Below are 20,311 nucleotides of genomic sequence, written 5' to 3'. Positions count from 1 at the left end.
TATCGACTTTTCATAAGCTGAATGGTCAGATGACATGCGAGCAGAACTTTTCATCAATTCAAATCAGCGCTACGGGGGAGTATGACTGATCTTAAGGTGAAAAAGGCCAAGCTTGTCGCTCCTCCTCGCCCGGGAGTATATTCCCGGGGTTCCGACACGGTCGATGCAATCCTGAAGGCCGCGTTGCACGTCCTCGTCGATGAGGGCGCATCGGCGTTCACCCTTCGTCGGATTGCCGCCGAATGTGGGATGAAGGTCGGAAATGTGAGCCGTCATTTCCCGCGTAAGGAAATGCTGGTTCAGGTGCTGCTGGACGAACTGCTGAGCCCAACCGTGGGCGAAGCGAGAGTCAGCCTCACCAACAAGGGCTTACCTGCCGAAGAAGCGCTCGCGCTGGTCATCGGGGGCACCTTCGACGAGACGAAGACGAAGAAGATGACCCATCTGTTTACCGAATTGTGGGCGATGGCGAACCACAATCAGTTCGTCGCGGAACGGGTCGAGATGGTCAATCAGTATATGCACAATCTGATGGCTTCCTATGTCGCCGAACTCAACCCGGCGCTTTCCACGGAGGAAGTCGACATCGTGACCCTGTTCATCAACACGTCGATCGAAGGGTCAACGATATTGGCGGGATATGGCAAGCCGTGGGAGGCCAAGATGCCGCAGCTCAAGGCTTTTGCCGTCAAATCTCTGATCAATCTTGCCAAGACCATCACTCCCGAGGAGGTGAGAGGGCTTCGCCCGGCTGCGTGACGGTAAACTTGGGACTGGGAGCAGGAGCTCTTGGCTGCGGCCATACATCAGGCGATTAAAGCGGATGCAAGTCTGCCCAGGCTGAGCAGGAGGCGGCGATAGCGCCGATGATAGCCGACAGCGCGAGCAATTCGGCGATCAACCGTTCCTGCCAAGCCGTCCAGTGAGATGACGCGGAGGTTTTCCGGCCAGTGACGTGGCCGGATGTTTGTGCGCCAATGTCTCAGGTCCGCGTAGAAGTCAGCTTCTGATATTTCATGGGCAGGAAGAGCGGCTTTTCTCGCTTGATTGTGATGCCACTGAGGATGCACCCTTTACTCTAGATGAAGGGATCGCGTTAGGCGCCCCTCGACCCTTTGCTTCGACCACGATCAGTCATCAAGCCCAATGCCTCCGCCAAGCACCAGCGACCGGCCAGAGAAGGCGATGGCCAAGTTCATACATGGCTTAAATTTTCTAGATTGCCGAATGTTTGGATGCCCGACAAGGATTCGAACCTTGATTGACGGAGTCAGAGTCCGCTCTCTTACCATTAGAGGATCGGGCACCAAGGCGGGTGTAGCCCGCATCGGAAGCGCGCAAATAAGCTGGTTGGATCGGCTGGTCAAGGGGCTTGCGCCGGAAAATGCCGCATACTTCGGTTAGGAAAAAGCCCGCCGGTCGCATATTCGTCCGGCGGGCTCATTCATCATCCCTTGCGGGGTAGACAGGCTTGGGAGCCGCTTCTGATATAGGAAGCAGCTCCCTTCATTTCAAAGCTTCAGTCGAGATCCTGGGTGGTGAAGTCCTCACCCTGAACCGCGCCGAGCGGATCGTCGCCAATGGCGGCTTCCGGACCCTGTGCGAGTTCGGCAGCATGCTCTTCAGCAGCCGTCTTGGGCGCGATCAGGTCGACCTGGCTCGATGCCCGCAGGGCGGCGCGCATCGCCGCGTCACGCGACGAGGCGGCAACCCGCATGCGGTTCATGCCCGCGCCAGTGCCCGCCGGGATGAGGCGGCCGACGATGACGTTTTCCTTCAGACCAACCAGCGTGTCCTTCTTGCCCTGAACCGCCGCTTCCGTGAGGACGCGGGTGGTTTCCTGGAAGGAGGCCGCCGAGATGAACGAACGCGTCTGGAGCGAGGCCTTGGTGATGCCGAGCAGCACCGGCTTGCCAGCGGCAGGCGCGAAGCCCGGCTGGAGCTTGGCGTTGATCTCGTCCATTTCCTCGCGGTCGATCTGCTCGCCCACCAGCAGCGTGGTGTCGCCGGACTCGATGATCTCGACCTTTTGCAGCATCTGACGAACGATCGTCTCGATATGCTTGTCGTTGATCTTCACGCCCTGCAAGCGATAGACTTCCTGGATTTCCGCGACCAGATATTCGGCCAGCGGCTCGATGCCGAGAACTTCCAGAATGTCGTGCGGATCGGGCGAACCGCCGATCAGGTTATCGCCGCGCTTCACGAAGTCGCCTTCCTGAACGTCGATCACCTTGCTCTTGGGGATCAGATATTCGACCGGCTCGCCGCCATCCTCCGGATTGATGGCGATCTTGCGCTTCGCCTTGTAATCCTTGAGGAACTGCACGCGGCCCGACACCTTGGCAATGATCGCATTGTCCTTGGGCTTGCGGGCTTCGAACAATTCGGCGACGCGCGGCAGACCGCCGGTGATGTCGCGGGTCTTCGCGGCTTCGCGAGAGACACGCGCCAGCACGTCACCGGCCTGCACCTGCGCGCCGTCATCGACCGACAGGGTCGCACCCACCGCCAGCATGTAGCGGGCGGCTTCGCCCGACTGATCGTCGAGCAGGGTGAGACGCGGACGCAGATCTTCCTTGGTCCGGGCGGAACCGCGATGCTCGATGACGACGCGCTGGGCGATGCCGGTCGCTTCGTCGGTCTGCTCAGTCAGCGTTTTGTTGTCGATCAGGTCGACATATTTCACGATGCCCGGCTTTTCCGTGATCACCGGCATGGTGAACGGATCCCACTCGGCAAAGCGCTCACCCTTCTTCACGGTGTCGCCATCTGCAAACAGGATGGTGGCGCCGTAGGGCAGGCGGTGCGTTTCGCGTTCGCGGCCTTCGGAGTCGATGATGGCGATCTCGCCATTGCGGGCGAGCGACAGGCGACGGCCATTCTTGTCGGTGATGGTCGGCATGTCGCGCAGCTCGATAGTGCCGTCCGACAGGGCTTCCAGGTTCGACGTTTCGTTGAAGTTCGCCGCGCCGCCGATGTGGAAAGTACGCATGGTAAGCTGCGTACCCGGTTCACCGATGGACTGCGCCGCGATGACGCCGACCGCTTCACCGATATTGACCGGCGTACCACGGGCGAGGTCACGACCGTAGCATTTGCCACACACGCCCATCCGGCTTTCGCAGATCAGCGGGCTGCGGATTTTCACCGCCTGGGTACCGATCGCCTCGATCTGCGCGATCATCGGTTCGTCGAGCAGGGTGCCGATCGGGATGACGATGCTGCCATCCTTGCTGTCGACGATGTCCTGCGCCGTGGTGCGGCCCAGAATGCGCTCGCCGAGCGAAGCGATGACGGAACCGCCCTGGACGATGGCCTTCATCTCCAGCGCCTTTTCGGTGCCGCAATCTTCCTCGACGATGGTGCAATCCTGCGATACGTCGACCAGACGGCGGGTCAGGTAACCCGAGTTCGCCGTCTTGAGCGCGGTATCGGCCAGACCCTTACGGGCGCCGTGGGTCGAGTTGAAGTATTCAAGGACGGTCAGACCTTCCTTGAAGTTCGAGATGATCGGCGTTTCGATGATCTCGCCCGAAGGCTTGGCCATCAGGCCGCGCATACCGGCCAGCTGCTTCATCTGAGCCTGCGAACCACGGGCACCGGAGTGCGCCATCATGTAGATCGAGTTGATCTGGGCCATGCGGCCGGTCTGCGGGTCCTTGGGCTGGGCGCGGATTTCGTCCATCATGGCGTTCGCTACCACGTCGCCGCAACGGCTCCAGGCGTCGATAACCTTGTTGTACTTTTCCTGCTGCGTGATCAGGCCGTCCTGATATTGCTGCTCATAGTCAGCCACCAGCGCCTTGGTTTCGGCAACGGTGCCTTCCTTCGAGTCCGGGATCACCATGTCGTCCTTGCCGAACGAGATGCCGGCCTGGAACGCGTGGCGGAAGCCCAGCGCCATGATGGCGTCGGCGAACAGCACCGTGTCCTTCTGGCCGGTGTGGCGATAGACCTGATCGATGACGTCCCCGATTTCCTTCTTGGTGAGAAGGCGGTTGACGACGTCGAAGGGCACCTTGTGCGACTTGGGCAGACATTCGCCCAGCAGCATGCGGCCCGGCGTCGTTTCGAAGCGCTTCATATACTGATTGCCGGCTTCGTCGGTCTGCGGCACGCGGCTGGTGATCTTCGAGTGCAGCGTCACGGCCTTTGCGAAGAGAGCCTGATGGACCTCCTGCATGTCGGCCAGCAGCATGCCTTCGCCCGGCTCGCCTTCGCGTTCCATGGACAGGTAATAGATGCCCAGCACCATGTCCTGCGACGGAACGATGATCGGCTTGCCGTTCGCGGGCGATAGGATGTTGTTGGTGGACATCATCAGCACGCGGGCTTCCAGCTGGGCCTCAAGGCTCAGCGGAACGTGGACGGCCATCTGGTCACCGTCGAAGTCGGCGTTGAAGGCCGAGCAGACGAGCGGGTGCAGCTGGATCGCCTTGCCTTCGATCAGGACGGGTTCGAACGCCTGAATACCGAGGCGGTGAAGCGTCGGCGCGCGGTTCAGCATGACCGGGTGCTCGCGAATGACTTCGTCGAGGATGTCCCAGACTTCCTTGCGTTCCTTCTCGACCCACTTCTTCGCCTGCTTAAGGGTCATGGACAGACCCTTGGCGTCGAGGCGGGCGTAGATGAAGGGCTTGAACAGTTCGAGCGCCATCTTCTTGGGCAGGCCGCACTGATGCAGCTTGAGTTCCGGGCCGGTCACGATGACCGAACGGCCCGAATAGTCGACGCGCTTGCCGAGCAGGTTCTGACGGAAGCGGCCCTGCTTGCCCTTGAGCATGTCGGACAGCGATTTCAGCGGACGCTTGTTCGCGCCGGTGATGACGCGGCCGCGGCGGCCGTTATCGAACAGGGCGTCGACAGCTTCCTGCAACATGCGCTTTTCGTTGCGGACGATGATGTCCGGCGCGCGCAGTTCCATGAGGCGCTTCAGGCGGTTGTTACGGTTGATGACGCGACGATAGAGGTCGTTCAAGTCCGAAGTCGCGAAGCGGCCGCCGTCCAGCGGCACCAGCGGGCGCAGTTCTGGCGGAATGACCGGGACGACGTCCAGGATCATCCATTCCGGACGGTTGCCCGATTCCAGGAAGCTCTCGACGACCTTCAGGCGCTTGATGATCTTCTTGGGCTTCAGTTCGGACTTGGTGACGGCCAGCTCATCGAGCAGCGCCTGCTTCTCGCCTTCAAGGTCGAGGTCCATCAGCATCTGCTTGACCGCTTCCGCGCCGATTCCGGCGGAGAAGGCGTCTTCGCCATATTCGTCCTGCGCGTCGAGCAGCTCGTCTTCGTTTAGAAGCTGGAATTTCTCAAGCGGGGTCAGGCCCGGTTCGGTGACGATGTAGCTCTCGAAATACAGCACGCGCTCAAGCTGCTTGAGCTGCATGTCGAGCAGCAGGCCGATGCGCGAAGGCAGCGACTTCAGGAACCAGATGTGCGCGACCGGCGCGGCCAGTTCGATATGGCCCATCCGCTCGCGGCGGACCTTCGACACCGTGACTTCGACACCGCACTTTTCGCAGACGATGCCCTTATATTTCATGCGCTTATACTTGCCGCACAGGCACTCGTAATCCTTGATCGGACCGAAGATGCGGGCGCAGAACAGGCCATCACGCTCAGGCTTGAACGTGCGATAGTTGATGGTTTCCGGCTTTTTGATCTCGCCGAAAGACCAGCTGCGGATACGCTCTGGCGAGGCGAGGCCGATCTGGATCTGGTCGAAGGTTTCGGCCTTCTGGACCGGGTTGGCGAAATTGGTCAGTTCGTTCATCTTTTTCATTCCCTCATGAGGGCAAATCTTTGGAGCGAAGGGGAGGGCGCCGCCGTCAGGCCGCGCCCCGCAAACCCTTTATTCCGCTGCCTGCGCGAAGCCGTCGTCGTCCTCGACCTCATCCATTGCGGCGAGTTCGACGTTGAGGCCCAGCGAGCGCATTTCCTTGACCAGCACGTTGAAGCTTTCGGGGATCCCGGCCTCAAAGGTGTCGTCGCCCTTGACGATTGCTTCGTAGACCTTGGTACGGCCGACAACGTCGTCCGACTTCACCGTCAGCATTTCCTGCAAGGTGTAGGCGGCGCCATAGGCCTGCAGTGCCCACACCTCCATTTCACCGAAGCGCTGACCACCGAACTGCGCCTTACCGCCCAGCGGCTGCTGGGTAACGAGGCTGTAGGGGCCGATGGAACGGGCGTGGATCTTGTCATCTACCAAGTGGTGCAGCTTCAGCATGTAGATGATGCCGACAGTCACCTTACGGTCGAAGCGGTCACCCGTGCGGCCGTCGAACAGGTCCGACTGCCCCGATGAGTGCAGGCCCGCCAGCTCCAGCATCGCCGACACGTCGGCTTCGCGGGCGCCGTCGAACACCGGGGTCGCCATCGGAATGCCGCGCTGCAGATGCTCGGCCAGGTCGATGATCTGCTCGGCGGTGCGGCCTTCGATCTGATCGGCATATTGCGGGCCGTAGGATGCAAGCAACCGTTCCTTGACCGCGTCGGGCATGGTGCCCGGCTGCGGGTTCGGATTGGCTTCACGCCAGTCTTCCAGCGCGTGCTTGAGCTGCTGGCCGAGGCCACGGGCAGCCCAGCCCAGATGCGTTTCGAAGATCTGACCGACGTTCATACGCGAAGGCACGCCCAGCGGGTTCAGCACGATGTCGACATGGGTGCCGTCCTCAAGGAACGGCATGTCCTCGATCGGCAGGATGCGCGAGATGACACCCTTGTTACCGTGACGGCCGGCCATCTTGTCGCCCGGTTGCAGCTTGCGCTTCACCGCGACGAAGACCTTGACCATCTTCAGCACGCCCGGGGGCAGCTCGTCGCCGCGCTGCAGCTTGTCGACGCGATCCTCGAACTTCTCGACGATCAGCTTCACCGCTTCGTCATACTGCGCCTTGACGGCTTCGATGCCAGCCTGACGGGTGTCGTCCGCGACGGCGAACTTCCACCATTCATGACGCTCGACTTCGGCCAGCAGGGCCTCGTCGATCTCGACGCCCTTCTTGATGCCCTTGGGAGCAGCGGCCGATGTCTGGCCGAGCAGCATTTCCTGGAGGCGGTTGAAGGTCGCGCGGTTGAGGATGGCGCGTTCGTCCTCGCGGTCCTTGGCGAGACGGTCGATTTCCTCCCGCTCGATCGCCATGGCGCGCTCGTCCTTGTCGATGCCATGACGGTTGAAGACACGGACTTCCACGACCGTACCGGCAACGCCCGGCGGCAGACGCAGCGAGGTGTCGCGCACGTCGCTCGCCTTTTCACCGAAGATCGCGCGGAGCAGCTTTTCTTCCGGGGTCATCGGCGATTCACCCTTGGGGGTGATCTTGCCTACCAGGATATCGCCCGGCTCCACCTCGGCGCCGATATAGACGATGCCCGCTTCGTCGAGGTTGCGCAGGGCTTCCTCGCCGACGTTCGGGATATCGCGGGTGATGTCCTCCGGCCCGAGCTTGGTGTCGCGGGCCATGACCTCGAACTCCTCGATATGGATCGAGGTGAAGACGTCATCCTTCACGATCCGCTCGGAGATCAGGATGGAGTCTTCGTAGTTGTAGCCGTTCCAGGGCATGAACGCGACCAGCGTGTTGCGGCCCAGCGCCAGCTCGCCGAACTCGGTCGATGGACCGTCGGCGATCACGTCGCCACCTTCGATCAGGTCGCCCACCTTCACCAGCGGACGCTGGTTGATGCAGGTGTCCTGGTTCGAACGCTGGAACTTCTGGAGCGTGTAGATGTCGACGCCCGACTGACCCGGCTCGATATCGCCTGTCGCACGGATGACGATACGGGTCGCATCGACCTGATCGACGATGCCCGGACGCTTGGCGGCGATGGCCGCGCCGGAATCGCGCGCAACCGTGCCTTCCATGCCGGTGCCGACGAACGGCGCTTCGGCATTGACCAGCGGCACGGCCTGACGCTGCATGTTCGATCCCATGAGCGCGCGGTTGGCGTCATCGTTTTCCAGGAACGGAATGAGCGAGGCCGCGACCGACACCAGCTGCTTGGGGCTGACGTCCATCAGGGTGATGTGGTCCTTGGGCGCCATCAGGAATTCGCCCGCTTCACGCGCCGAGATCAGGTCTTCGGCCAGCGTGCCGTCGGCGTTCAGCTCAGCGTTCGCCTGCGCGATCGTGTGCTTGGCTTCTTCCATCGCCGACAGATAGACGACCTCATTGGTCACCTTGGTGTCGATCACCTTGCGATACGGCGTCTCGATGAAGCCATATTTGTTCACGCGGCTAAACGTGGCGAGCGAGTTGATCAGACCGATGTTCGGGCCTTCCGGCGTTTCGATCGGGCAGATACGGCCATAATGGGTTGGGTGAACGTCGCGGACTTCAAAGCCTGCGCGCTCGCGGGTCAGACCGCCCGGCCCAAGCGCCGACACGCGGCGCTTGTGGGTGACTTCCGACAGCGGGTTGGTCTGGTCCATGAACTGCGACAGCTGCGAGGAGCCGAAGAATTCACGCACCGCGGCCACGGCGGGCTTTGCGTTGATGAGGTCGTTCGGCATGACCGTCGACACGTCGACGCTCGACATGCGCTCCTTGACGGCGCGCTCCATGCGGAGAAGGCCGACGCGATACTGGTTTTCCAGCAGCTCGCCCACCGAACGGACGCGGCGGTTGCCGAGATTGTCGATGTCGTCGATCTCGCCCTTGCCGTCCTTCAGGTTCACCAGTTCCTTGACCACGGCGAGGATGTCCTCGACGCGCAGGGTGGTGACCGTGTCCTCGGCGTCGAGGTCGAGGCGCATGTTGAGCTTCACGCGGCCGACGGCCGAGAGGTCATAGCGCTCGGGGTCGAAGAACAGACCGGCGAACAGCGATTCAGCGGTTTCCTTCGTCGGCGGTTCGCCGGGGCGCATGACACGATAGATGTCGGACAGGGCCTGGTCGCGCTCTTCGGCCTTGTCAGCCTTCAGCGTGTTGCGAATCCAGGGGCCGGTGGTGACATGATCGATGTCGAGCAGTTCGAGACGGTCGATGCCCGCCTTGTCCAGCTTTTCGAGGTTTTCAGGGCTGACTTCGTCACCGGCCTCGATGTAGATTTCGCCGGTCTTCTCGTTGATGAGGTCGTAGGCGCTGTAGCGGCCATAGACTTCCTCGGTCGGGATCAGCAGCGTCTCAAGACCGTCCTTCTCGGCCTTGTTCGCGGCGCGAGGGCTGATCTTGTGGCCAGCGGCGAACACGACTTCGCCCGACTTGGCATCGACGATGTCGAAAGCGGGCTTCTGGCCGCGCCATGCTTCGGCGAGATAAGGGATCTGCCAGCCGCCTTCGCCACGGACGAACACGACCTTGTTGTAGAAGAAGCCGAGCATGTCTTCGGCGGTCAGGCCGAGCGCATAGAGCAGCGCGGTGACCGGCAGCTTGCGCTTGCGGTCGATGCGGACGTTGACGATGTCCTTGGCGTCGAATTCGAAGTCGAGCCACGAACCACGATAGGGAATGACGCGCGCGGCGAAGAGATATTTGCCCGACGAGTGGGTCTTGCCACGGTCATGGTCGAACAGAACGCCCGGCGAACGGTGCATCTGCGACACGATAACGCGCTCGGTGCCGTTGACGATGAAGGTGCCGTTGCCCGTCATGAGCGGCATGTCGCCCATGTAGACGTCCTGCTCCTTGATATCGAGCACGGAGCGGGTTTCGGTGTCCTGGTCGACCTCGAACACGATCAGGCGCAGCGTGACGCGCATCGGCGCCGCGTAGGTGATGCCGCGCTGACGGCATTCCTCGACGTCGTATTTGGGCTCTTCCAGCTCGTAATGGACGAAGTCCATTTCGGCGGTGCCGGCGAAATCGCGGATCGGGAATACCGAGCGCAGGGTCTTTTCGAGGCCCGATACATAGCCGATCGACGGGTCCGAACGCAGGAATTGCTCATAGCTCTCCCGCTGGACTTCGATCAGGTTCGGCATCTGCACCACTTCGTGGATGTCGCCGAATACCTTTCTGATGCGCTTCTTCGCGCCGGTATTGCTGATCGTGGGGAGAGCTTTGGTCGCCATTGCGTTTCCTGCCTGTAATTCGTCGCATTTTTTCGCATCGCAGCGAAATTCAGCCTGACGAGACGGGTGAAAGGGCTGATTCGCCCTTCTGCCGCCACGCAAAAAAGTGCGGGCCGGGACTGTCCGATCCGCACTGTCAGCACCTTGTGACCCACCAAATGTCGCCCAATCCCGCCGGTTTCGCGCGCTATTCGAAACCGGTCCCCGGGCGATCCAGGGGACGGTTCATGCTTGCTGGAAGGCTTGCAGGAACCGGATTTTCAAAACGCCATATAGAGACGGTGCGACCCTTTGTGAAGGGTGGATTGTCCCAATAATGATCATGATCCGATCGCTGTGGCGCATCAGAACAGTCGTGTCAGGCCATAGAAGCCTGCGCCGATCAGGGCGGCGGCGGGTAGCGTCACCACCCAGGCGATCACGATGCTGGAGGCGACGTTCCACCGGACTGCCGACAAGCGGCGGGAAGCGCCGACACCGACGATCGCGCCGGTGATGGTGTGCGTGGTGGAAACCGGCACGCCCAGATGCGTCGCCAGGAATAGCGTCATTGCTCCGCCGGTTTCGGCGCAGAAGCCTTGAGCCGGAGTAAGCCGCGTAATCTTCGACCCCATTGTGTGGACGATCTTCCAGCCGCCGAGCAGCGTGCCGAGGCCCATCGCCGCCTGACAGGAAATAACCACCCAGAAAGGAACGTGGAAGCCGCCCGTCAGCATGCCCTGCGAATAGAGCAGGACCGCGATGATCCCCATCGTCTTCTGCGCATCATTGCCGCCATGGCCAAGCGAGTAGAGGGACGCAGATACGAGCTGAAGCTTGCGGAACACCCGATCCGCGCCCTGGGGCGTGAAGCGACGGAATATCCAGCTGATGATCAGGACGAGCAGTAGCGCCAGGATGAGGCCGATCGCAGGTGACATGACGATGGCGGCGCTGGTCTTGAATACGCCGCTCCATACGACAGCGCCGAGGCCTGCCTTGGCCGTGCCCGCGCCCAGCAGTCCGCCGATCAGCGCATGGCTGCTGGACGAGGGGATGCCGAGGCCCCACGTAATCAGGTTCCAGGCAATGGCGCCCATCAACGCGCCGAAGATAACCTGCGGGTCGATGATGCTGGCATCGACAATGCCTTTGCCTACCGTTTCGGCGACATGCAGGCCGAAGAAGAGGAAGGCGATGAAGTTGAAGAAAGCCGCCCAGGCCACCGCATATTGCGGCTTCAACACGCGCGTCGATACGATCGTCGCGATCGAGTTGGCGGCATCATGCAGGCCGTTCAGGAAGTCGAAGGCGAGCGCGATGCCGACCAGGGCAACGAGCAGCGGAAAGGCGAGATGGGCTTCCATCAGATTGAGACTCGAATGGAGCTAAGGATCAGGCGTGGTCGATGACCAGCCCGGAGATTTCGTTGGCGACGTCCTCGAACCGGTCGGTCACCTTCTCCAGATGGGCGTAGATTTCGTTCCCCACGACGAAGTCCATGGGGTTGCCTTGCCGGGCCTGATTATACAGCGCCTTAAGGCCCGCCTCATGCAATATGTCGGCATGCCCCTCCAGCTTCACCAGCCGCTCGGTCAGCTCATGCAGCCGCACCGAATTGAGGTTTAGCGAACGCAGCAGTGGCATCGCTTCGGCTGTGATGCGGGCGCACTCCACGATAAGGGCGCTCATATCCTGCATCTGGGGCGCGAACTCCTTGACCTCGAACAGGGCGATCGCCTTGGCGGTCTGGTTCATTTGGTCGATCGCGTCGTCCATCACGCCGATCAGGCCGGTGATGGCGCTACGGTCGAAGGGCGTCACGAAAATGCGGCGGACGTCCTGCAGCACTTCGCGGATGATGTCGTCGGCTTCATGCTCACGCGCGGAGATCTCTTCGATATGTGCGTCCATGTCCGGGCCGCCCTTCAGCAGCTTGGCGAGCGCATCGGCCCCCGCGACGAGCGTCACCGCATGATCCTCAAACTGTTCGAAGAAGCGCCCCTGTTTGGGCATCAGCGCGTGAAACCACCGCAGCATTCCAGTCCTTTCGCTTTGCCATTCCTTGATCCGCAGCAGCGTTCGGATGAACCAGCCCGGATCGCGCGGCGGTTCGCGAAAGGCCGCGATGATCGTTTGAAGATCGGGTTCCTCGACCGCTTTCGCGGCCTCTGCGACCGGAAACCAGCGCAGTTCCCTCTGCCCCTGCTCGGGCCATTGCGACAACTGGCCGGTCACTGCAAGGGGGAAAACTTCAACCGTGGCTTCGCGTGTGTCGCCCTTGCGGCGGCGCTTGTCATAACGGTAGCGGCCTAAAGGAGCGGGGCAGGCGATGCCGTGAATACCTGCTTCCTCATAGGCTTCAAGCTCAGCGGCCCGGTGTCCGGCCATCCCCTTGATGCGATTTCCCTTAGGGATAACCCATCGGCGGGTTTCGCGCGAGGTGATGAGCAGGATGCGCATCGAGCCATCGGGGTCGGCGGCATAGGGCAAAGCGGCGATCTGGCGCATTACCAGTCCGCCCCCGCAACCTTAGCCATAAAATGCCCCTTATCCATATGCGCCTTGTAACCAAACCGTCACATTGCGCAATGAACTAGGTTGGTTAGATGGATAGTCGAGCCGTCAGGCGGATATCCCGTCCGGCCAGTGGCGCATAATCCTTGAGGAAGCTGGCATGCCGCCGCGCCTCGACATCGAATATATTGTTCGCCGAAAGGCTGATGGTGGTCCGGTCATTCCCTTTCAGCGGCTTGAAGGACAAGGATGCGTTGACGAGCGTGAAGCCGTCGGTGCGCGTTTCGGTCGATGCGATCCTGTCCTGCGCAAAGCTATGTTCGACCTCGCCACGGAAGCTCAGGCGCTCACCCTGAAGTTCGATCCCTCCGAGCAAACGCAGCGGCGGGATGCGTGGCGCAGGGCCTGAGCCGGTGATGGTTGCGCGGACATAGTCGGCAAGGCCATCCAGATTGACCTTGTATCCGCCGACCTCCCCCAGCATGACCGATGCCTCTGCTTCAAAGCCGAGGTAGCGCGCGTCCGCCTGATTATATTGGAAGCAGGGGAAATCCAGCGGCTCTCCGCCATTCACCGCCATGCAGGCGGCATCATCGACCAGCGCATCGTAGATGTAGCCGTTGAACCAGTTGTGATAGGCCGACAGAGACATGGTGTAGCCGGGGCCTGCACCGCGCAGCGTGGCTTCTACGCCCCAGCTTTTTTCCAGGTCGAAGTTTGGATTGCCAAGCTCGAATGCTTGCGTCCCGGCGTGATTGCCACGCGCGAACAGCTCTTCAGCCGAGGGCGCGCGTTCGGTTCGAGCGAGGTTCAGGCCGACGCGCCAGCCGGGACGTATTTCCTGGCTGGCGCCGATCGACCCGGAAAACGCGTCGAAGCTGCGCTGATAAGCGGGATTGAACAAGGTCGCGTCCGCGTCCGCCCCTACCTTATTATGTTCATAGCGGCCGCCCAGTTCGATCCGGCTGCTGCCCAGGTCGAAGGATTGAAGCGTGAAGAAGCCGAGTTGCTCCGTCCGGTTGCGGGGCAGGAACTTCTCTTCACCCTCGACATGGAAATTGCGGGCGAAGAATTGGGCGCCGACGGCGCCATCCCAACCGCCGCGCTTGGCCTGCACTAGTTCCAGCCGCGATTCGATCGACTGGTTGTAGAAGGTGGTGCCGACGTCCCCGGACGGTTCGATCTCCTGATGCTGGTAATTGGCAAAGCCTGCGCGGAGGCGGATGGAATCCAGGATGCCGCCATTGACCGGCAACTCGGCGCGCATGTCCGCGCGGTCCTGCTTCATGTGTAGGTGGACCTGTTCGCCCTCCGACCCCGGTTGGACCGAATAGCGGACGGGAACGCCGTAGAGATTGTCCGTGTGGGCGATCGAGAAGCCGAGGTTGCCGCCATCGGTCACCAGCGTCGCGCCGCCAGCCACTTCCCAGGTGCGCGCGGCGCTGTTGGGCAGCTTGCCTCGCAGATCGGCTAGGGGCGTGATGGCGGGGTCTCCGCTCGCTGCGGCCTGGGCGCGCAGGGCGGAGGTGAGGATGTAATTGCCGGTGTCGAGATCATCGCTCTTCGAATAGCTGCCGTCGAAGTGGACGACGATCTTGTCCGTTACCGGCGCTTCGATCTCGGCGGAGCCGCTGCGTTCGTTGGCGGCGCTGCCGTAATTGGCGATGCCTTCGATGTGGATCGGCTCGTCGGGGACGCGTCGGGGTATGCGGCTGTCGATCACATTGACGACGCCGCCGATCGCCGAGGAGCCGTACAGAAGGGCAGCCGGGCCGCGCAGCACTTCGATGCGGTCGGCGGTCAGGGGATTGATCGCAACGGCGTGGTCGACCGAGGTGTTGGATACGTCGAAGCTGCCGACGCCATCGGTGAGGATGCGTACCCGTTCGCCCTGAAGGCCGCGCAGGATCGGGCGAGAGGCGTTGGGGCCGAAGGAGGTGGCGGAAACGCCGGGTTGATGGGCGAGGGTTTCGCCGATGGTGGTCCGCAGGTCACGTGTCAGCTCGGCACCGGAGAGGACCGAGGTGCCGGACAATATGTCACCCTGGCGGCGGGGGATGATGGCGGTGACGACGATGTTGGGCTGATCATCATGATAGGTGCCGGGCTGGATTGATGGCGATTGGGCGAGGCTGGGGGAGGCGAGGCAGATTGCGGTGAGGGCGCAGCTGGCGCGGAGGAGCGGCAGGGGGGAATTCATGAAGGAAACCCTTAATTGAAACGGTTTGTGAGGCGCCTCTATCTTAAATGTTATAACGTATCAATGGGGTTGGGGGGATTATCGGGGGAGGGGAAAGGGTTAGCGGCCAAGCGGGCGAGATCGTAGATAAGTGGCCTGGATCAGCGGGCAATTACCGGCGATTGGGAGCGTAATCGTGTTACACGGAAGCATCGGAATTGAGGCTGAATTTCCGTCACTCCGGGGCTCGGCCGGGGCTTCACTGCGTCGACAACGTAAGAAACGAAGCGGGACCCCGGATCAAGTCCGGGGTGACGATTAGTGTGGCATCATCAGGCTCTAGGGATCAGTGATCAGGGGATATGGGACTGGAGGCAGGGACAGGAGCCAGACCCGGCTGCTGGGGATCGACGATCGACTACAGGCCTAGCGACCAACTACCAAGATCGATCGTGGACCCGGAAACAAAGATCAGAGGAACAGGAATTCCGCCAGCGCACTTACTGGCGAGTCTGCGTCGGCGCGGGGGCGCAGGGCTTGTCGGACCTCGATGGAGGGGAGGGGGCGTTCGAGGGGCAGGCGGCGGATGCCGGTCATGCGGCCGAGGTCTCGCGCGAGGGGGCCGAAGGCGGCGAAGCAGCCCGCGCCTTCGCGTAATATGGTCATGATATCGAACATATTGTCGGTTTCGAGCACCGGCGCGCCCATGCTGATGCCTTCTCGGTCGAGCGCTTCATCGATGATGCGACGCAGACCGTTATTCGGCTCCATGGCGAGCGTGGGGCTGATCCGGAGATCGTCGGACGTGACGATGTCGCGCCGGGCGAGCGGATGATCCGCCCCGGCGTAAAGGTTGATCTGTTCCGACCAGCCATAGCGGGAGGCGAAGCCCGGCTGTTCCCCCAACGCGTAGAAATAGGCGATATCGACGCGGCCCTGCTCCAGTGCCGCATGCGCCTCATCGGCGAGGTGGATGGAGAGGTCGAGCGTGATCGCGATATCCTCATTCGCGGCCTCAAACGCGGCGAGCGCTTCCTGAAAATGACCGAAAACAGGCGCGGGAGCGGCAAGGGTGATCGACTGCCGCGCTGGTGCGGGGGAAGGCTCCGCAGGCGCCGCTTCAGCCACGACCGACGAAGGGGAAGGAGGGGGCGTTTCATCCGGCGCCCAGTTGTCGGACTGATCCTGCGACAACAGGGTCATCGCCTCGGCGGTCTTGCGCCCTGCCGCAGTCAGCCGCTGATGATCAGGCGGACCTTCGAACAGATGATAGCCAAGGCGCATTTCCAAAGAGGCGATTGCGCGCGCGATGTCTTCGACCGGGACGCCCAGATCGCGGGCGCAGCGCGTCATGCTGCCCGCCGCCACCATCTGCGCAAAAATGTCGAGTTGACGCAGGGAAGGCGTGGCCATGCGGCGGTGATAGTGCAATTGGGACGCGGGGTTAAGCGCGATCTTTGGCGGTGGTCAGGCGATGTCAAACTGGGGGTGACGCGAGGCCCATCGCCGTTTCGATGAAAATCCTCAATCGGCAAGATCATGCTTGGCATTCCGGCAAGAAGGGGGAATAGCGACGATATGCCCCGCCGCAAGGATATCTGGAGATGTGGATTGGTGACGGAGCCAATCGATATTGTCCTGTCAAAAGGGTGTATCGAGGGTCCTGTCACCTGGTTGGCGGAAGAGCCCGACTTTCAATTTATCGCAGACCCCTTTGGATGGCGGGATGAAGCCGGTCATCTTCACGTCTTTGTGGAGCATTACGACTATCGAACGCGACATGGCACGATCGAAGCGAGGGTCTTCGACGACAAGATGCGACTGGTTTCCCGCCATCCGTGTCTGAAGGAGCCCTGGCACCTTTCCTACCCGCAGATATTCAGCGCGGAGGGTGCTGTCTGGATGCTTCCGGAAGCGCACCGATCCGGGCGGCTGATCCTGTACCGGGACAAAGGCGGGCTGGCCGACTGGCGCGCGGAATGCGACATCGAACTCGACTGCGTGGCTGTCGACGCCAGCATTTTTCACGACGGTCTGCGTTGGTGGCTTTTCTATTCGCCTGCAACGAGCCGAGCGACGAAGCAGTCGCACCTTCATGTGGCCTGGGCGGACAGTCTATGTGGCCCCTGGACCCCCCATCCGGGCAATCCGGTTCGGATCGATCGCGCGTCGGCGCGTCCTGGCGGCACGCCCAGTATGATCGGAGCCAGGATCATGCTGCCCGTTCAGGATTGCACCACAACCTATGGTGGGGGCATCCGGCCCCTTTGGATCACGCGTCTGAACGAGAAAGAGTTTGAGGCGGAGGCAGGCGATGCGCTGGGTCTTCCCGGGTCAGCGGGCGCATATCAGGATGGCATGCACACGCTGAGCGCCTGTGGTGACATCACATTATTCGACGTCAAACGCGTCGATACTTCGCTGCACGGCCTTGCCCTTGATCTTCGCCGGATGCTTGGCGGATATGATCGAGGATGAGAGCCCCCGTCGCCGAGAACTTTTCCCAGGAATAACGATCCAGCATGACGTCGCGCGCCCGCGCGCCCATCGCGCTTAGCTTCGCGGGGTCGCCGAGCATGTCGCGCAAGGAGGCGGCCAGCGCGTCCGGGTTTGCTGGCGGCACGGTAAAGCCGGTTTGCCCCTGTTCGATTGACCAGGGCAATTCCCCTACCGCCGAAGCGATCACGGGCAGCCCGGCGGTCATCGCTTCATGCGCGGCGATGCAGAAACCTTCGGAACGGGACGGCTGAACATACAGATGAAGGTGCGAAAGGAAGGTTTGCGGACTGGCCGTGTAGCCGGAAAAGGACAGGTTCGATATTCCGGCCTGTCGCGCAAGGCTTTCCAGCCTGTCCCGCTCCGCGCCATCGCCCACGATGGAAATTTCGAAGGGGCAGGGCGCTGAAAAACCTTCGGACTTCAGCTTGGCCAAGGCGGCAATCAGGACATCATAGCCCTTTACGGGATGGAGCCGCCCTAGTGAGCCGATGCGGAGCGTCTTGCCGGGGGACCAGGCCGTTGCATGGGGCAGGGCGGGATCGGCCGCGAAAATCGGCCAGCACATCAGGCGATTTTCAGGCACGTTCAGGCGCTCTGCGGTCAGGGCGGTGACGGATCGCGAATCTCCGATCCAAAGGAGCGCCCGGCTTTGCAGCCGCCGCATGAGCCGCCTGTTCCATGGCTTCAGGAAAGCGGCGTGCTGCCAGCTGATCACGGGCAGGCCGAGCATTGGCCCAAGCAGGAGGCCGAGGATCGTGGCGCGAGAAAGGGAGGTCCAGATGTGGGTCGCGCCCCAATCCTGCAACTGCCGCTTCAACCACAAGGCCGCGGCAAGATGGTCGCCCGTTCCGCCCTCCCGGATGAGCGGGTCGAGGCCCGCTTCGACCATCGCGGGCGCCCCGCGCCGGTCGCGGGGCGTGAGTGCAAACACCCGCACAGTGGCTCCCTGATCACGCAGGACGCGCGTGATGGCCGGAACCGGCCGAGAGGCGCCGCCGCCCTCGACCGAGTTGATCACATAGGCGATCCGCATCGCGCTCAATGCGCGAGGCTCCTGCGCCATGTCAGGCCAGCGAGAAGGCCGCTGGCCAACAATGCTTGCCCGAGGGCCTGAATGCCCGCGCCCATCAGTCCCCATTGATGGAGTAACCAGGGAAGGACGGGCAGAAAAAGGAGCCCGGCAAGGAGATTGGCGCTCATGGAGAGCGCGGGATAGCCCATTGCGGAGAGGGCGGAGCTGCATGGGGGGCCGACGATCGCTATGGCGCGCGCGGCGACGAGCACGATCATGACACTGCCCGCTGCGGCAAAGGCGGGACCGGCGAGCAGCGTGATGATCGAGGTGGGGAACAGGGCCACGATGAACACGACCGGGGCCGCTGCCGCGAGAGCAATGAGGATTACGCGTGTCAGTGTCCTGCGGAGCGAATGGCCGCCTTCGCCAGCCGCTATCATCCTGGCGAGTTCGGCATAGGCCGTGTTGCCCAGGATTTGCGCGGGTTGCGCGATAATGACGGTTGCGCGTTGAGCGATTGCGAACAGGCCCGCCATGGCGGGGCCGAGGACCCAGCCGATGATGAGAGGCGCGATCCGTCCGGTCAGTTCGTTGAGGGTGATGTCGGCATTGCTGGCGATCATGAACCGCCATATGCCGGGATTTTCCAGGCGGGCGCTCCCCGGTCCCGGTTGAAACAAGGCCCGGCCAAGCTGCCGATAGGCCTGCCAGATGCCCATCGCCCAAAGGACCGCGAATTCCGCCAGCGCGGCGATGAGCCATGCGGCGAGGAAACCTTTGAGGCCCCAGCCGAACAACAAGACGAGGCTGGCGCCCATCAGGCGAACCGCAGGCTGCACCAGATTGTGAAAGGCGATCAGGTCAAATCGGTTTATCAGCTGGAGATAACCCGCCGGGGCGGAGCGAACGGAGCCCAACACGGCAAAGCTGTAGGGAATGGCAAAGGCGACGGTTTCTGGCGGCCACCCCAGTCGCGGCCCGACAAAGGGTGCGAGCACCATTGCCGCAACGACCGCGGCGACGCCGCCTATCAACTCTGTCGCGGTCCCGAAGCGCAGCAGTCGCGCTAGACGGGGCATTGCGCTTTCCTCACCCGCTTCCGCGCCGTAGCGGACGATGGCTTGCCAGGCTGGAAATTCTATGATGCCGCAGACCGCCGTGACATAGCCATGGACCAGGACGAGCAGCCCATAGTCGCGCGGCCCCAGTGCCCGGGCCGCGATGATCAGGTAAACAAGGCTGATGATCCCGGCACCGGCCTTGCCGCCCAGGACCAGGCCCATGCCTTTGAAGATGCGTTTGGTAATGCCCGCAGGTGCCATCATTTGGCCGCTGAACACCATTGTTTTTCCCGCAAGGCAATGCCTAAGCTGTTGCGAGCGGCAAGCCTGCGTCCAAGGAAGCTGTAGAAATACCAGTTCATACCCCATTGGGGCATGTATCGATATATGAGCCGCTCCAAGCCATTCCAGCTCACATTTTTGCGGGAAATTCGTCGTTCGGACGGGAAGCAGATATGTAGGGGGTGATGGAGGATATGGCCGTGATGGATTACACGATGGATGATTTCATGGTCTTCCAGCACATACGGCCAGATTTTGGTGTCGAAGCCGCCAGCGGTCCTGAGCGCGGCAGTTCGGAATGCCTGAGCATAGCCACCAGCATGGCATTTGCGCGGAAAGCGGCGGCTCTTTCGCATGATGAAGGCTATGCGCTGCTGTGAGCACGGATCGGCTTGGGGCTTGTAAAGATCAATGGCCATAACGGCCGCTGCCTGATCGTCACTCTCGAACAACGTGATAATCCGGTTAACGTAATCAGGCGGATAGAGGGTGTCGGCATCGCAGATTGTAACCAGCGGCGTTTCCACAAGCGCAAGTCCGGCCTGCATCGCATGGATTTTGCCCGGTTTCGGACAGGACAGGATTTCGAAGCGACCTTCCAGAGCAGCGGCGTGTGAAGCTGCTTCTTCCGCGCCGCCATCGGTCGAACCATTGTCGACCAGCAGGACGCGGAAACGGTCATCGCTTTGAGCCGCGAGGCTTGCCACAGTCGGGCCAATCCACCCTTCTTCGTTGAAGAAGGGCAGAATAATGGTGAGCAT

11 protein-coding genes and 1 tRNA gene are annotated in these 20,311 nt (G+C 61.7%); 2 read left to right on the top strand and 10 right to left on the bottom strand.

The genetic code is table 11. The features are described from left to right. Positions 1-81 precede the first annotated feature (81 nt). Positions 82-759, top strand: a complete 678-nt coding sequence (locus ACZ51H_RS08305; RefSeq protein WP_449473910.1) for a TetR/AcrR family transcriptional regulator — start codon at positions 82-84, stop codon at positions 757-759. 473 nt (positions 760-1,232) lie between these two features. On the opposite strand, the gene ACZ51H_RS08300 is transcribed toward ACZ51H_RS08305, so the two are convergent. From ACZ51H_RS08300 to ACZ51H_RS08270, 7 genes are all read right to left on the bottom strand, one after another. Continuing rightward, a tRNA-Gln gene (locus ACZ51H_RS08300) sits at positions 1,233-1,306 on the bottom strand. Between the two features lie 213 nt (positions 1,307-1,519). After that, on the bottom strand, positions 1,520-5,776 hold the full coding sequence (rpoC, locus tag ACZ51H_RS08295) for a DNA-directed RNA polymerase subunit beta' (protein WP_460986515.1): 4,257 nt from the start codon (positions 5,774-5,776) through the stop codon (positions 1,520-1,522). 78 nt (positions 5,777-5,854) lie between these two features. Continuing rightward, positions 5,855-10,018 carry a DNA-directed RNA polymerase subunit beta gene (gene rpoB / locus ACZ51H_RS08290; protein ID WP_464801511.1) on the bottom strand — a complete coding sequence of 1,388 codons (4,164 nt, stop codon included), beginning with the start codon at positions 10,016-10,018 and terminating at the stop codon, positions 5,855-5,857. A 344-nt stretch (positions 10,019-10,362) separates the two neighbouring features. Next, entirely contained in the window at positions 10,363-11,364 is a 1,002-nt protein-coding gene (locus ACZ51H_RS08285; RefSeq protein ID WP_449473903.1) for an inorganic phosphate transporter, read from the bottom strand. Between the two features lie 28 nt (positions 11,365-11,392). Further along, positions 11,393-12,508, bottom strand: coding sequence for a DUF47 family protein (locus ACZ51H_RS08280; protein ID WP_449473902.1), 1,116 nt, complete (start codon positions 12,506-12,508; stop codon positions 11,393-11,395). Between the two features lie 94 nt (positions 12,509-12,602). Beyond that, entirely contained in the window at positions 12,603-14,714 is a 2,112-nt protein-coding gene (locus tag ACZ51H_RS08275; protein WP_464801510.1) for a TonB-dependent receptor, read from the bottom strand. A 450-nt stretch (positions 14,715-15,164) separates the two neighbouring features. Further along, a complete protein-coding gene (locus tag ACZ51H_RS08270) occupies positions 15,165-16,106 on the bottom strand; it encodes a LysR family transcriptional regulator (RefSeq protein WP_464801509.1) in 942 nt (313 codons plus the stop codon). A 165-nt stretch (positions 16,107-16,271) separates the two neighbouring features. Here ACZ51H_RS08270 and ACZ51H_RS08265 point away from each other — a divergent pair, with 165 nt between their 5' ends. Beyond that, positions 16,272-17,171, top strand: coding sequence for a glucosamine inositolphosphorylceramide transferase family protein (locus tag ACZ51H_RS08265; RefSeq protein ID WP_464801508.1), 900 nt, complete (start codon positions 16,272-16,274; stop codon positions 17,169-17,171). On the opposite strand, the gene ACZ51H_RS08260 is transcribed toward ACZ51H_RS08265, so the two are convergent. Genes ACZ51H_RS08260 through ACZ51H_RS08250 form a run of 3 tightly spaced genes read right to left on the bottom strand, consistent with a single transcriptional unit; the run spans position 17,095 to position 20,311 of the window. Further along, the gene (locus ACZ51H_RS08260; RefSeq protein WP_464802872.1) at positions 17,095-18,225 is read right to left on the bottom strand and encodes a glycosyltransferase family 4 protein; all 1,131 of its coding nucleotides are present in this window, start codon (positions 18,223-18,225) and stop codon (positions 17,095-17,097) included. The genes ACZ51H_RS08265 and ACZ51H_RS08260 overlap by 77 nt on opposite strands. 5 nt (positions 18,226-18,230) lie before the next feature. Continuing rightward, entirely contained in the window at positions 18,231-19,532 is a 1,302-nt protein-coding gene (locus tag ACZ51H_RS08255) for a lipopolysaccharide biosynthesis protein (protein ID WP_464801507.1), read from the bottom strand. Beyond that, entirely contained in the window at positions 19,529-20,311 is a 783-nt protein-coding gene (locus ACZ51H_RS08250) for a glycosyltransferase family 2 protein (RefSeq protein ID WP_449473895.1), read from the bottom strand. Before ACZ51H_RS08250 ends, ACZ51H_RS08255 begins: the two co-directional genes overlap by 4 nt.

The organism is Sphingobium sp. TomMM15, assembly GCF_055397045.1.
This window is presented reverse-complemented; position numbering and strand designations above follow the sequence as displayed.